Below are 13,876 nucleotides of genomic sequence, written 5' to 3'. Positions count from 1 at the left end.
CACAGGCCCTACCTATGTATAATAATTATTAATAAATTAACCAACACAAGTTATCTTTTCTTTTATGAATGACATTGTGCCGCGGCTAATGCTGCCATCAATGCACATTCATTCTGCTCAACAAAAAGGCACCGCCGATGGACGAGACACGACCCGTCAAAATTAAAGTGCGCGGCTTAAGCAAAGTCTTTGGCAAGCACCCTCAAAAAGCAATCGAGCTACGTAACCAGGGAATGAAGCGTCCAGAAATTCTGGAGAAAACAGGCCAGACGCTGGGGCTATCGAATATTTCGTTTGATGTCTATGAAGGCGAACTGCTGGTTATCATGGGGCTTTCAGGGTCGGGCAAGTCGACGTTGATTCGTTGCCTTAACCGCCTGATTGAAACGACCGAAGGTGAGATCGTCATCGACGGTGAAAATATTCCGACGCTGAAAGAGAAAGCGTTGCTGGAGTGCCGTCGCCGCCACTTCTCTATGGTGTTTCAGAATTTCGCGCTATTTCCTCACCGCACTGTGCAGCAAAACGCCGAGTTCGGTTTGGAAATTCGCGGCGTAGAGAAAGCAGAGCGACACAAGATTGCTCATGACTCGCTGAAACAGGTTGGCTTAGAGGGCTGGGAAGACGCCTACCCCAATCAACTTTCCGGCGGCATGCAGCAGCGCGTTGGCCTAGCCCGTGCGTTGGCCAACGATGCCACCGTGCTGTTAATGGATGAAGCCTTCTCCGCACTCGACCCGCTGATTCGTAAAGACATGCAGCAAGAGCTTTTGCAACTGCAATCCAAAATGCAAAAGACTACCGTCTTCATTACCCATGACCTGGATGAGGCGCTCAACATTGGCGATCGCATCGTGCTGCTGAAAGATGGTGAAGTGGTGCAGATCGGCACGCCGGAAGAAATTCTGACTAAACCTGCGGATGACTACGTGCGGCGCTTTATCGAAGGGGTTGATCGGTCACGTATTCTGACCGCTGAAAGCGCCATGCGGCCTCTGCGCTCCACCGCCCGCGAAAGCGATGGGCCGCGTACGGCGTTACACCGTATGCGTGACCATGCTATCGACTCTATCTATGTCGTTGATCGCGACCGTCGTCTGCTCGGCCTGCTGGAAGTGGATGCCGCTAGCCGCGCGATTGAAGAAGGGTCTGATTCAATCATTCCCTATTTAACTCAAGATTTCCGCAAAGTCCCTATGGATGAGCCGCTGCATAACCTGTTTGCCATGTTTAGTGAAAAGAGCTTCCCTATTGCCGTGATTGATCAGCAAGAGCAACTGCTTGGCGTGGTGGTAAAAGGCGCAGTACTTGATGAACTGGCACGAGCAGGAGAGCAATAATGGAGATCCCACGCATCCCGCTAGGTGATTGGATTGAAAGCGGCCTAACTTGGTTGACCAGCGAATTCTCCATGGTTACCCGCGGCATTTCCCGCTTTACCCAAACCGGCATTGATACTTTAAACAGTAGCCTTTTTTGGCTACCTGAATGGGCGCTGCTAGGCCTGATTGCCCTGCTATGTTGGCGGTTAGGCGGCACTCGCTTAGCTATTGGGGCCATCGCGGGCTTAGCATTAATTTGGAACCTGGGCCTGTGGGAGCCCATGATTGAAACGCTTACGCTGGTGGTGTTTGCCACCCTGGTGGCGATCGTTATCGCGCTACCGGTCGGCATTGCGGCGGCGCTGTCTAATCGGCTTTACCGGGTGATTATGCCGATTCTGGACTTTATGCAGACCATGCCCGCGTTCGTCTATTTGATTCCGGCTATTCCGTTTTTTGGGATTGGCTCGGTCTCGGCGATTTTTGCGACGGTGATCTTCTCGATGCCCCCCGCTATTCGCTTTACCACGCTGGGCATTCGTCAAGTGCCGGTGGAGCTAATCGAGGCCGCCGATGCCTACGGCGCCACCCGTGGCCAGAAACTGTTTAAAGTGCAACTACCGCTATCACTACCCACGGTAATGGCGGGTATCAACCAGACCATTATGTTGGCGCTCTCGATGGTGGTGATCGCCGCCATGATTGGTGCGGATGGTTTGGGCAGCGAAGTATGGCGCGCTATTCAACGCCTGCGTCCTGGCGATGGTTTTGAAGCGGGCATAGCAGTGGTTATTCTAGCCATGCTGCTTGACCGCTTGACGCAGTCACTGAGAAAGACCCGATAATCGGGAAAACGCATCAACTAAGCAAAACGGCAAAAGCGACTGTGTTGAGCCAACCGCTTGCTAAGTCGCTTCTGGCTAACCATGCTGTGTTTGGCAGCAGATTGACACATCAATAAATGTATACCCAAGGGAGAAAGTGAATGAAACATCGCACATTGAACCTCCGTATCCGTATTGCTTCACTGGCACTGTTAGCCGGTACAGGCGTCGCTATCAGCAGTGCAGCGCAAGCCGAGGAAGAGAAAGGCACCGTTAACCTGGCCTACGTCGAGTGGTCATCTGAAGTTGCTTCCACCAACGTGGTTGCCGCGGTTCTTGAGCAAGCAGGCTATGAGGTTGATCTAACCTCGCTTTCGGCTGCTGCCATGTTCCAAGCGCTCTCTTCTGGCGATGCGGATGCGATCGTTGCCGCTTGGCTGCCGACCACTCACGCCGATTACATGGAACGCTTGGGTGATAGCATAGAAGATCTGGGCCCCAATCTGGACGGCACCAAGCTAGGCCTCGTTGTACCTGAGTACACCGACGTCGACTCCATTGCTGATCTTAACGATAACGCTGACAGCTTTAATAACGAGATCATCGGCATTGACCCCGGCGCAGGCTTAATGTCGCTGTCCGAAAAGGTTGTGGATACCTATGACCTTGAGCTGGAACTGCGTAGCGGTAGTGGCGCTACGATGACGGCAGCGCTGTCGAGTGCTATTAATAACGAAGAAGATGTTGTTGTTACTGGTTGGACACCTCACTGGATGTTCGCCCGCTTTGACCTCAAATACCTAGAAGACCCTGAAAACGTCTACGGTGGCGCAGAGCAGATCCATACTGCGGTTCGCGAAGGCCTGGAAGATGACATGCCGGAAGCCTATGCCATTCTCGATGCTTTTGAATGGACGCCAGAGCAGATGGGGGAAGTCATGCTGATGAACCAAGAAGATGGCAGCGACCCCTACGAGAACGCGAAGCAGTGGGTTGAAGATAATCAGGACGTAGTTGAGCAGTGGCTCGATAGCTAAACGACCTGTGCAGTAACTATAACGGGGGGCTTCGGCCCTCTGTTGTCGTTATAAACGCAATGTTTTAGCGAATAGGTTCATACTACGTTGAAGGCTGTCTTAACAGATTTGCTATTGTGAGCGCCTTAACGCGAGCCATGTAATGTTGGTTGATGGCCACATTCGGGTTTCTATTCAACATTTTTGATCGACACTTCTTGCTCGAAATAGAGAGGCTTCTGTGGATAACCACGATGATAAACGTCCCCCTGAAGAGCCGGTCACTGAGGGCATACCCGCCCCAGATGGCGCGGCGAATCTGATCGATACCGATTATGTCATCGGTCAAGACAACATCACCACGAATGCTATGGGTCTTAATCTTGACTTGCACGGCAAGGTATTTAGCATATCGGCGGTTGTGGTGCTGTTGTTTGTAGTACTGACGCTGGCACTGCAAGACACCATCGCCCCTATTTATGACGCTATTTTCGGTTTCTTGACCGGAAATTTGGCATGGTTCTTTATATTAGCGGCGAATATATTCGTCATTTTATGTATTGGTCTGATTTTCTCCCCATTAGGTAAAATCCGTATTGGTGGCGCCGATGCCAAACCTGATTTTACCTATATAGGTTGGTTTTCAATGCTGTTTGCCGCAGGCATGGGCATTGGCCTGATGTTCTTCGGCGTTAATGAACCGCTGACGCACTTTGGCACATCCTTTGACGGCGGCAGTTGGGCGCCGCTTGCAGGTGCGGAAGGTGATGCTGCCGGTGCTGAAGCGTTAGCTATGGCCGCAACCATCTTTCACTGGGGCCTGCACCCTTGGGCAATTTACGCGGTAGTGGCGCTTTCGCTAGCGCTGTTCTCATTCAATAAGGGTTTGCCGCTCTCTATGCGTTCGGTGTTTTACCCGATTTTAGGTGAACGCGTCTGGGGCTGGCCAGGCCATGTGATTGATATTTTGGCTGTGTTTGCAACGTTGTTTGGCCTGGCTACCTCATTGGGCCTAGGCGCTACCCAGGCCGCGGCGGGTCTTACCTACTTGTTTGACGCGCCAGAAAGCGATATCACCATGATCCTGTTGATCGTTGGTATTACGATTATCGCCATCGGCTCGATTCTAGCGGGCGTCGATAAAGGTGTTCAGCTACTCTCAAAAATCAACATCGCCATGGCGGCAGCCCTGCTGTTCTTTGTGATTGCAGTCGGCCCTACTCTGTTGATTGCCACCGGCTTCTTTGAAAACCTGTGGAACTATGCGGTGCACCTACCTGCGCTGTCTAACCCCTTCGGCCGTGAAGATGCCAACTTTAGCCAAGGCTGGACGGCCTTTTATTGGGCATGGTGGATCTCCTGGTCCCCGTACGTCGGCATGTTTATCGCCCGGGTATCCCGTGGCCGCACCGTTCGCGAATTCCTGATATCCGTTATGCTGGTGCCCTTTTTCGTGTCGGTGCTATGGATGACCACCTTCGGCGGAACCGCCATTGATCAATATGTGAGCCAGGGCATTGAAGCCGTGCGTGACGCTGGAGTGGATCTACAGCTGTTCGTCATGCTGGAGCAGCTGCCGCTATCACAAATCACCTCGTTCATTGCGATCATACTGGTGATTATTTTCTTTGTGACCTCCTCTGACTCCGGCTCGCTGGTTATCGATTCGATTACCGCGGGCGGTAAGGTCGATGCACCGAAACCACAGCGCGTGTTTTGGGCGATCATCGAAGGCGCGATTGCCATTGCACTGCTATTAGGTGGTGGTCTAACGGCACTACAGACCATGGCCGTATCCACCGGTTTCCCGTTCACCATCATATTGCTAGTGGCCTGCTATGCCATTATCAAGGGGTTGATGAGCGAGCCAAAAGCGGTTTAAGCCTTCGGATACATACTCCGTAAAGCAAACGGGCAACCCACTGGGTTGCCCGTTTTTTTGTTGATAACCTTTAACACCAAATGTCTTTTAAGGGTGTGTGGGGCCGGTAATGGGTAGCAATTTGCGCCTGCAATAGCTCTGCGGTGGCCAACGCATCCACCAGGGCATGATGTCCTTGATAAGCGGGCAAACCATAGCGTTCGCGGCTAGCGTGCAACCGTATCGAAACCGGTGGGCGACCCAACCAGCGACGAAAGCGCGCCCAAAGCGTTTGGCGATGGAGCCGCGCCTCCAGCGACATGGTATCGATCATCGGAAACAGCACCCCTTCCCCACGGCGAGCTTTGACAGCGGCATCTAAAAAAGGCCGCTCGATATTGCGGAAGTGAACGACGACTAATCGACCCGCTAACGCCGCTAACACCTCATCCAATATCACTTCTAAATCTGGCGCCTGGGCAATCTCCGAGTGGGTAATGTGATGATAGGCAATCGAGGCTTCCGCCAGCGGCCGCGAAGGATTCACCACCCAGTAGCGCCGCTCGGCAAGCTTAATGCGATTAAGGGTAAACGGCACAAGACCAATACTGACAATGGCATGGCGCCGCTCATCTAGCCCGGTGGTTTCCATATCAAGTGCCACCATGGGCACCTCGGCAATCGGGGTTTCCGGATCAGGCAGCGGGGTACTAAAAAACTGTTGGATCGCCGAACTGTCGGCTTGCTGAGCCCGCTGGGCCATATAGCCAGCCCAGTCAGCCTGAGTGATTTTCTGACGTGGTCGTATTCCAAACATTTCAGCGCCCCTGCCGCTGAGCGGGCATCGGGTAGCGGAATTTGAGAAATTTTTGCGCGTTGCTCAGCACCTGGAAAGCGTCTTTCAGGGTGTGGCGTTCGCTATCAGCAACGTTTTCGGGCTCGATATTGTTGTCCGGCAGGCGATCCTCTTGCAGATCGATCATTTGATGGCGAATCCGCGACATGCATAAAAACTCAAATGCGTAGCTTAGCTTGTCGCTCATACCGGTCGCTAATAGCTGGGTCTTGCTGATGTCATTCAAGCGTTGAAAGGAGTTCTGTGCCTTGGAGCCGCAGGCCAAGGCGTGAATCCGCACCAAATCCACCATCGGTGCGGTACCGCGGCGTTTCAAGTTGATGGAGTTGTTGTGCTTACCATCTTGTTCCATCACAAAGGTACGGAAAAATCCTAATGGCGGCGTACGATTTAAAGCATTGCGTGCCATGGCGGCTAAAAACAGCGGTGATTTTGGCGCTGTCTCGGCAATCAAATCCTGCAGCGTTTCCACATAGAGGTCTTCGCCATAGCAACTATCCAGGTCAAAGAAAATCGAGCTGTGCAGCAGCCGTTCAGGCGTGGGGTTGGCCATCCAATCCTGAAAATACCCCTTCCAAACGCTGAGCGGCTGACGCCACTGAGCGTTGGTCGCCATAACGTCACCCTTGCAGTAGGTGTAGCCGCAGGCGTCCAAACCATCGCTAACAATTTTCGCCAAGGCGTGAAAGTAAGCGTCGTGCTGTTCGGGAACAAACTCATCGGAGAGGATCAGCGCATTGTCTTGATCGGTAACAATGCTCTGCTCATTTCGCGCCATGGACCCATTGACCATAAAGCAGTAAGGCACTGGCGGCGGGCCTAGTTCCGCTTCGGCCATTTCTAGCAGCCGGCGGGTAAAGCTACGCCCGATGGTGGAAAGTGCACTACCCACCATCTGAGAATTGGCCCCTTCTTGTACCATCCGTACAAACGCCGCGCGTACATCCGGCGCTAAGCGTGCTAACCCTTGGGCGCTGGATTGGTTAAAAATATTACTAACCAGATAGAGGCCGCTATGGGTTTCATAACGAATGATATCGGAAAGATGCACGACGCCTACTGGACGCTGCCGATAGAGCACAGGCAGGTGATGCACGTTACTGCGCAGCATCGTCAGCATGGCTTCATAGACCGAGGCATCTGATTGAATAGTAATTAAGCGTGAGGAAACCACTTCGCCCACCGTAGTTTGCGGCGATAGCCCCTCAGCCACAACACGAGTGCGAAAATCACTATCGGTTAAAATTCCGCACATCTGCCATGTTTGGCCTTCGCTGTCTTTAAAGCTGAAGCGCGGGTTGTCACTCCCCTCTTTCAATACCAATAGCGCAGAGGCTTGGGCTTCGCTCATTTGCTGGGCAGCTTGCTGAACGCTGGTAGAGACTTCGACCATCACCGGATAACGCGTCAGCAACTTGCGTATCCGCGTGACCATCATGTCATTGGATTTCTTTTGCTGCTCGGCAGCGGTTTCTAACCGCGGCCGCTCTAACTCAACAAAATCAGCAAAATGATCATCTTCTTCACACAGACGTTGGAAGACCGCATCTGGAATAAAATAAAGCAGGGTATCTTCGATAGCCTTTGCAGGAAGGCTTACTTTATGATTACGCAGCAAGCTGAAGTGCCCAAAGATATCGCCTTCCCCCAGTCGATTATATAGCTCTCCATTTCTACGATAGACTTCTACTGCGCCACTGCGGATGTAACAAAGCTCATTTAGCGTTTCATTGAGCTCTAAAATATTGCTGCCGGTTTTGAAGTAGCTCACTTCCACCTGTTCAGCAATGGCATCGAGAAGATCGTCCGACAGCCCATCAAACGGGGGAAACCGCCCCATATGCTGGCGTATTTCTAGCAGTTCGACATCCATACGGACTCCTTAGGCTTGCCGGTCAATTGACTGGAGAATCAACACATAATGTAAAGTGTGGCGGGAAGGCCGGGTAAGGTAAACCCCGAGACATACAATAAAGACGACCATGCCGAGAGGGGTTAAGAAAAAGAGACCTGCAAAAGAGACAAGCAATAAAAAGCCCGATGCATATTGCACCGGGCTTTGGTGGCCGAAGCCAAACTGATAGTTAAATGGCTAATTAATTTACTAAACTAGCTACATCCAAAACACTATCAGCCAATATCAAACGCTAAGCTTAGGATTGGCTAGCCATTTCCTGAACACGCTGCATCATTTCTGGGTCTTGCTGAATAGATTGACCAATTGCATTGAAGGTATCAACATCTAAACCGCTGTCTTCTACCACTTCGATCATGCGGTCATTCGCTTCAGTGCGCACTTCCTGCTGCGCTGATTCATCTTCCGCTTCCTGCAGACGTTGGGTATATTCTTGAGAAATAACCGCAATTTCTTGAGAAGCATCGGCGAACTGCTGGAGCTGATCGTCAGAAAAATCCTGGGCAGGTGCTGCTTGCTGGGTTGCCATTGGATCTTGTGCCGAGCCTTGCTCTTGTTGGGCATGAGCAGTAGCCGTCATTAGACCAGTAGCGAGCAGGGCAGCAGAGAACAGAGCAGTCATACGTTGCATAATAATAAACCTCAATATTGCGTTATGTATGTGCCCAGTGTGACGCGCTGTTTTCGAGCAGGTTCAATTTATTATGTAAAAGTTAGTAACAAAAAGAACGAAACGTATCAAAAAGATGATTTAAACACGCCACCACGGAATAATAATGACCAGTAAATTCAATAGCTTAAAATACAATGACCTCTCTTCTGCGGGCTTGGCGGCTATGCCCGCTATTTTTGTTCTTCTCTGGAGCACAGGCTTTATTGGCGCCAAATTTGGCCTGCCTTATGCTGAACCCTTCACATTTTTGTTCATACGCTTCGTGCTGACCTTACTGCTGTTAATCCCGTTGGCACTTTTAATGCGTATTCCTTGGCCATCATCGCCTAGGTTATGGTCACATATCGCCATATCGGGTTTTCTAGTCCACGGTGCCTACTTGGGTGGCGTCTTCTATGGCATTTACTTAGGCATGCCGGCCGGGCTAGCGGCGCTGCTTGTCGGTCTTCAGCCGCTTTTAACCGCCGCCTTTGCCGGACCACTATTAGGGGAAAAGCTGACACGGCTTCAATGGGTGGGGTTAAGCCTGGGTTTAATCGGAATCTGCTTAGTCCTCAGCAGTAAGCTAGAGATTGGTGAATCCCTCTTTGATGGCTTCGGCATTAGCGCTTTACTGTGCGTCACTGCCGCTTTAATGGGCATTTCGTTGGGTACGCTTTATCAGAAAAGATATTGCACCAGTATGCCGCTGCTTTCTGGGGCGGTTATTCAATACTTGGCGGCAGGTGCCCTACTAGGGAGTGGCGCACTGCTATTTGAGACACGCCAAGTGGAATGGAGTAGTACTTTTATACTAACCCTTGCTTGGCTGGTGTTGATTCTCTCAATTGCCGCTATCCTGTTACTTATGGCCTTGATTAAAAAGGGGGAAGCCTCGCGGGTAGCGAGTCTTTTTTATCTTGTGCCACCTGTCACGGCGCTTCAGGCGTGGTGGCTGTTTGACGAACGTCTACCCCTACTGGGGCTTGCGGGAATGGTGATTGCCATCACTGGAGTAGTGATGGTGATTCGAAAACCCGCCCATGGGACGACTAAACGATAACAAGGTTTTGTAGACCAGGGTTTGGATAAACATGTCAGCACAACACCACTGTGCCAGGGTGAACGGACACTGTAACCATTGCGATTCACCGGTACCTTTTGCATTTACGATGGCATTTCAACCAATCGTCAATATTAGTCAGCGAAAAATTATTTACTACGAAGCGTTAGTCCGCGGACCCAATGGTGGATCTGCCTTTTCAATACTTGAGCAAGTGACAAAGGATTTGATGTACCGCTTTGATCAAGCGTGCCGTATCAAAGCTATAGAGCTAGCCAGTGAACTAGGTATGCAAGAAAAACTTTCTATCAACTTTCTACCCAAATTTAGAGGCATTGGCGGAAATTGACCGCGCCAAATACGATTAGGTCATGTGAGTAAAGACCATGACCAAATCGTTTATAAATGCTTTTATATCAGCATCCTAAACTATAGTTGTTGCAGGTAATCAGCTCCGCCTAAGTTACGCATCTGCTGGCGTATCCATTGGCTGCGCCGCTCAACCTGAGCATCGGGCCTTGCGGCGCTACGCGTTAGCGGGCTGGGTAAAATAGCGGCCAACAAGCTGGCTTGGCGCTCGGTAAGCGAATGGGAAGAGGCGCCAAAATAGTGCTTAGCCGCTGCCTCCAACCCAAACACGCCGCGATCCCACTCAGCAACATTGAGATAAACCTCAAGGATACGTTGCTTACTCCAGAGTATCTCAATCAGCAACGTAAACCACGCCTCTAGTCCCTTGCGCGTCCAGCTTCGGCCGGTCCATAGAAACACGTTTTTCGCCGTTTGCTGGCTCAGGGTGCTGGCACCCCGTAGCCTTCCGCCGTCCCGACTGGCCTGCAACGCGCGGCGTAATTCGACAAGATCAAACCCACTGTGGTGTGGAAAGCGCTGATCCTCTGCGGCAATCACTGCCAGTTTGGCGTTGTCAGAGAGAGAATCCCAACCGCGCCACTCGCGCTGTAGTCGAATCGGCTCACTATGGATCCAGCTCTGTATTTTGCGCTCAACCATCACCATCGAACCCGGTGGAGGAACAACGCGAAAAAGCAGTACCAGCGCGACTGATAGCAGCACAAACGCTAATACGCCGCGCCATACAATCCGCCATAGCAGACGCATAAAACGGCGCAGCGAACGATTGAGCATCCAGTTATCCTTAACGCTTCATGAGGTGGTCTGCATGATAGCGCAGATGATCCTCAATGAACGAGGCAATGAAGAAGTAACTGTGATCGTAGCCCGGCTGACGGCGCAGTGTTAACGGATGATCGTGCTCCTCACAAACGGCTTCCAAACGCTCTGGCTGAAGCTGCTCTTCTAAGAACTGATCCGCTTCGCCCTGGTCGATAAACAGTCGCTGACGTGATGCGCCATTAGCCACCAATTCACAGGCGTCATACTGGCGCCAGCGTGATTGGTCTTCACCTAGATAAGCGGTAAAGGCTTGCTGCCCCCAGAGGCAGTTCATTGGATTCACCACCGGTGAAAAGGCCGATACTGAGCGGAAACGACCTGGATGGCGCAGTGCCAGAATCAAGGCGCCATGCCCACCCATCGAATGGCCGCTAATGGATTCACGACCATTCACCGGGAAGTGCTGGCGTACCACCGAAGGCAGCTCCTCTATCACATAGTCGTACATGCGATAGTGAGACTTCCAAGGCTCCTCAGTCGCGTTGACATAGAACCCAGCCCCGGAACCTAGATCAAAGCTTTCGTGCTCGCCAGGCAAATCCGTGCCTCTGGGGCTGGTGTCAGGGCAGACAATCGCCACACCCAATTCGGCGGCAATACGGTGAGCGCCCGCTTTCTGCATAAAGTTTTCGTCATTGCAGGTTAGCCCCGAGAGCCACCACAGCAGCGGTACGCGATCGTTTTCCGCCTGGGGTGGCAAGTAAACGGCGAAGACCATGTCGCAATCCAGCGCACGGGAGTAATGGCGGTAGCGCTTATGCCAGCCACCAAAACTACGGTTAGCAGACACCAGTTCTAAAGTTTCACTCATGCTCATGGGCAGGTTCCTTTAAATGCAGCAAACGCGGCAGGTCTCCCCGCCGCGTTTTAAACGTGCTAGCTATCAGCTTCAGCAATGATACTCAGTAATGCAGTACGGTACGAATGCTCTTACCTGCATGCAGTAAATCAAACGCTTCGTTGATTTTCTCAAACGGCATATCGTGGGTGATGAAGTCGTCGATATTGATCTCCCCGTTCATATAACGATCAACGTAACCCGGTAACTCGCTGCGCCCTTTGACGCCACCAAAGGCGGATCCTTTCCAGACACGCCCGGTGACCAGTTGAAACGGCCGTGTCGAAATCTCTTCACCGGCCCCAGCGACACCAATCACGATCGATTCGCCCCAGCCTTTATGGCAGCACTCCAGCGCCGAACGCATCACGTTAACGTTACCGATACACTCGAAGGAGTAGTCAACGCCACCATCGGTCATATCGACAATGACTTGTTGGATCGGGTCTGAATACTCTTTCGGGTTCACAAAATCGGTGGCGCCAAACTGCTTGGCCAGCTCAAACTTATCAGCATTAACGTCGATGGCAATGATACGTCCCGCTTTGGCCATCACAGCACCCTGAATAACAGCAAGACCAATCGCACCAAGACCAAACACCGCTACGGTAGCGCCCGGCTCTACTTTGGCGGTATTAAGCACCGCGCCAATGCCGGTAGTCACACCGCAGCCCAACAGGCAGATTTTATCCATGGGCGCTTCTTTAGATACCACCGCCAGGGAGACTTCGGGCAACACTGTGTACTCACTGAACGTAGAGGTGCCCATATAGTGGTGAAGCATCTTACCGTCTAGGGAGAACCGCGAGGTACCGTCAGGCATGACCCCTTTACCCTGGGTAGCGCGCACGCTGCCGCACAGGTTGGTTTTACCCGACAAACAGAACTTACACTTACCGCACTCGGCGGTATAGAGCGGAATCACATGGTCGCCCGGCTTAAGGCTGGTGACGCCCTCGCCTACTTCCTGAACGACGCCTGCGCCTTCGTGACCTAATACTGCGGGGAAATTACCTTCCGGGTCAGCTCCAGAAAGCGTGTAGGCATCAGTGTGACAAACGCTCGTAGCGGCCATTTTAACCAGCACTTCGCCCGCTTTTGGGCCTTCAACATCAATCTCAACTAATTCGAGCGGCTTACCCGCCTCTAGTGCAACAGCTGCGCGTGACTTCATTTCGGCTCCTCAATGTTCGTTACTTCAACCACTCTTACGAATGCGTTACTCGTCAGCTGCCACCGGGCCAAACTCAATCGGTAGCCAGCGATAGCCTTCTTCATCTTCTACGATATGACCAATGCCGGGGAAAGGCATATGGGCACCGGCGATCCAGTGCTTATCTGCAACGGCACTTTCGAGCACTTCTTCTCGAGTGCGAATGGCCTGCTCAGGGTCAGAATCAAACTCAATAGCCACAGTAGGGTCGGCAAATTGAACGCCGTAGCTGTGCACCACGTCACCCCATACCAGCATGGCGTCATCTTCGCTATTAAGCATAAAGCTTGAGTGACCCACGGTATGCCCATGAGTGTCTTGTGCGACGATACCCATCAACACCTCATCACCTGCCGTGAAGGGATTAAAGCGACCCGCTTCCTGGTATGGCGCTATTGCCTCTTGAGCCATGGTAAAGAAGGGTTGATTGGCTTCAGGTGCCGCAGTCGCACGCTCCTCATCCAGCCAAAAATCAGCATCGGCTTGACTCGCTCGTAGCTCAGCGTTGGGGTATACCGCTTCGCCATCCTCGTTGGCTAAACCGCACACATGATCCGGGTGTAAATGGGTCATCAACACCGTGTCGACGTCTTCTGGCGAGTAACCTGATGCGCGTAGGTTGCTCTCTACCTGGCCAAGCGAGGGGCCAAAGCAGGCGGCAGACCCAGCATCGACCAGCACTAAGTTCTCACCCGTGTGAATAAGAAAAGCATTGACCGCCGTTTGCATGCCGTTTTCCGCATCAATAAATAGCGCATCCAGGTGGCGAAGAATCTCGTCTTGCTCCATGCCTTTTAGCAACGAGGTATCAATAGCGGTATGACCATCATATAAAGCGGTCACCTCATACTGCCCGACCATCATACGAAACCAACCCGGTGCTTGCTCCGGCTGCTGTGTAGGTAGCTCTGCCTGAGCGCTAATGGCCCAGCCTGCACTAATAGCGACAGCCAGTGCACCGCGCGACCACTGAGAAAAGGATTTAGACATAAGCTATACACTCCCTGGATACACTAACGATGCTAGCAGTGTAGGCCAGCTAGGCGCAGTAGATAAAGCGGGATACACTCATAAGATTATTGTCGCTCAGCAACAATCGCTATCGACCTAAGGAATTTCAAC

At 52.0% G+C, this 13,876-nt stretch carries 13 protein-coding genes; 6 read left to right on the top strand and 7 right to left on the bottom strand.

Annotation, left to right across the window (positions count from 1 at the left end; all coding sequences use genetic code 11):
- The first annotated feature begins 137 nt into the window (after positions 1-137).
- From KO116_RS06390 to KO116_RS06375, 4 genes are all read left to right on the top strand, one after another.
- Positions 138-1,340 (top strand): quaternary amine ABC transporter ATP-binding protein, encoded by a 1,203-nt coding sequence (locus KO116_RS06390; protein WP_035558849.1) that lies wholly within the window; start codon positions 138-140, stop codon positions 1,338-1,340.
- Positions 1,340-2,167 (top strand): ABC transporter permease, encoded by an 828-nt coding sequence (locus KO116_RS06385; protein WP_035558852.1) that lies wholly within the window; start codon positions 1,340-1,342, stop codon positions 2,165-2,167. Before KO116_RS06390 ends, KO116_RS06385 begins: the two co-directional genes overlap by 1 nt.
- Before the next feature lie 140 nt (positions 2,168-2,307).
- Positions 2,308-3,183, top strand: coding sequence for a glycine betaine ABC transporter substrate-binding protein (locus KO116_RS06380; RefSeq protein ID WP_035558855.1), 876 nt, complete (start codon positions 2,308-2,310; stop codon positions 3,181-3,183).
- Positions 3,184-3,403: 220 nt separating this feature from the next.
- Positions 3,404-5,044, top strand: coding sequence for a BCCT family transporter (locus KO116_RS06375; RefSeq protein ID WP_035558858.1), 1,641 nt, complete (start codon positions 3,404-3,406; stop codon positions 5,042-5,044).
- Between the two features lie 70 nt (positions 5,045-5,114).
- On the opposite strand, the gene KO116_RS06370 is transcribed toward KO116_RS06375, so the two are convergent.
- From KO116_RS06370 to KO116_RS06360, 3 genes are all read right to left on the bottom strand, one after another.
- Positions 5,115-5,840: a 3'-5' exonuclease gene (locus KO116_RS06370; protein WP_035558861.1), complete on the bottom strand. Its 726-nt coding sequence runs from the start codon at positions 5,838-5,840 to the stop codon at positions 5,115-5,117.
- A gap of 1 nt (position 5,841) precedes the next feature.
- Positions 5,842-7,752: a DUF294 nucleotidyltransferase-like domain-containing protein gene (locus KO116_RS06365; protein ID WP_035558864.1), complete on the bottom strand. Its 1,911-nt coding sequence runs from the start codon at positions 7,750-7,752 to the stop codon at positions 5,842-5,844.
- 280 nt (positions 7,753-8,032) lie between these two features.
- Positions 8,033-8,425, bottom strand: a complete 393-nt coding sequence (locus KO116_RS06360) for a DUF4168 domain-containing protein (protein ID WP_035558867.1) — start codon at positions 8,423-8,425, stop codon at positions 8,033-8,035.
- A gap of 145 nt (positions 8,426-8,570) precedes the next feature.
- Here KO116_RS06360 and KO116_RS06355 point away from each other — a divergent pair, with 145 nt between their 5' ends.
- A complete protein-coding gene (locus tag KO116_RS06355; protein WP_035558870.1) occupies positions 8,571-9,509 on the top strand; it encodes a DMT family transporter in 939 nt (312 codons plus the stop codon).
- Between the two features lie 31 nt (positions 9,510-9,540).
- Positions 9,541-9,858, top strand: coding sequence for an EAL domain-containing protein (locus tag KO116_RS06350; RefSeq protein ID WP_442905820.1), 318 nt, complete (start codon positions 9,541-9,543; stop codon positions 9,856-9,858).
- Positions 9,859-9,938: 80 nt separating this feature from the next.
- Here the strand turns inward: KO116_RS06350 and mtgA are convergent, their stop codons facing one another.
- The 4 genes from mtgA to KO116_RS06330 form a co-directional block, all read right to left on the bottom strand.
- A complete protein-coding gene (mtgA, locus tag KO116_RS06345) occupies positions 9,939-10,655 on the bottom strand; it encodes a monofunctional biosynthetic peptidoglycan transglycosylase (RefSeq protein ID WP_035558874.1) in 717 nt (238 codons plus the stop codon).
- A gap of 10 nt (positions 10,656-10,665) precedes the next feature.
- Positions 10,666-11,520, bottom strand: coding sequence for an S-formylglutathione hydrolase (gene fghA, locus KO116_RS06340; protein WP_035558878.1), 855 nt, complete (start codon positions 11,518-11,520; stop codon positions 10,666-10,668).
- 85 nt (positions 11,521-11,605) lie between these two features.
- Positions 11,606-12,715: an S-(hydroxymethyl)glutathione dehydrogenase/class III alcohol dehydrogenase gene (locus tag KO116_RS06335; protein WP_035558881.1), complete on the bottom strand. Its 1,110-nt coding sequence runs from the start codon at positions 12,713-12,715 to the stop codon at positions 11,606-11,608.
- 45 nt (positions 12,716-12,760) lie between these two features.
- The gene (locus KO116_RS06330; RefSeq protein ID WP_035558884.1) at positions 12,761-13,744 is read right to left on the bottom strand and encodes an MBL fold metallo-hydrolase; all 984 of its coding nucleotides are present in this window, start codon (positions 13,742-13,744) and stop codon (positions 12,761-12,763) included.
- Positions 13,745-13,876: the final 132 nt, after the last annotated feature.

Origin of the sequence: Halomonas sp. KO116 (assembly GCF_000734975.2) — a bacterium.
GTDB classification, from domain to species: domain Bacteria; phylum Pseudomonadota; class Gammaproteobacteria; order Pseudomonadales; family Halomonadaceae; genus Vreelandella; species Vreelandella glaciei.
The sequence above is the reverse complement of the archived record's forward strand: the minus strand, read 5'-3'. Positions and strand labels throughout refer to the sequence as shown.

What these genes read in the sequence shown, in the direction of transcription:
- KO116_RS06385 (WP_035558852.1), top strand. Translation starts at nt 1,340, where the DNA reads ATGGAGATCCCACGCATCCCGCTAGGTGATTGGATTGAAAGCGGCCTA.
- mtgA (WP_035558874.1), bottom strand. Translation starts at nt 10,655, where the DNA reads ATGCTCAATCGTTCGCTGCGCCGTTTTATGCGTCTGCTATGGCGGATT.
- KO116_RS06370 (WP_035558861.1), bottom strand. Translation starts at nt 5,840, where the DNA reads ATGTTTGGAATACGACCACGTCAGAAAATCACTCAGGCTGACTGGGCT.
- KO116_RS06355 (WP_035558870.1), top strand. Translation starts at nt 8,571, where the DNA reads ATGACCAGTAAATTCAATAGCTTAAAATACAATGACCTCTCTTCTGCG.
- KO116_RS06390 (WP_035558849.1), top strand. Translation starts at nt 138, where the DNA reads ATGGACGAGACACGACCCGTCAAAATTAAAGTGCGCGGCTTAAGCAAA.
- KO116_RS06380 (WP_035558855.1), top strand. Translation starts at nt 2,308, where the DNA reads ATGAAACATCGCACATTGAACCTCCGTATCCGTATTGCTTCACTGGCA.
- KO116_RS06360 (WP_035558867.1), bottom strand. Translation starts at nt 8,425, where the DNA reads ATGCAACGTATGACTGCTCTGTTCTCTGCTGCCCTGCTCGCTACTGGT.
- KO116_RS06350 (WP_442905820.1), top strand. Translation starts at nt 9,541, where the DNA reads ATGTCAGCACAACACCACTGTGCCAGGGTGAACGGACACTGTAACCAT.
- KO116_RS06335 (WP_035558881.1), bottom strand. Translation starts at nt 12,715, where the DNA reads ATGAAGTCACGCGCAGCTGTTGCACTAGAGGCGGGTAAGCCGCTCGAA.
- KO116_RS06365 (WP_035558864.1), bottom strand. Translation starts at nt 7,752, where the DNA reads ATGGATGTCGAACTGCTAGAAATACGCCAGCATATGGGGCGGTTTCCC.
- fghA (WP_035558878.1), bottom strand. Translation starts at nt 11,520, where the DNA reads ATGAGCATGAGTGAAACTTTAGAACTGGTGTCTGCTAACCGTAGTTTT.
- KO116_RS06330 (WP_035558884.1), bottom strand. Translation starts at nt 13,744, where the DNA reads ATGTCTAAATCCTTTTCTCAGTGGTCGCGCGGTGCACTGGCTGTCGCT.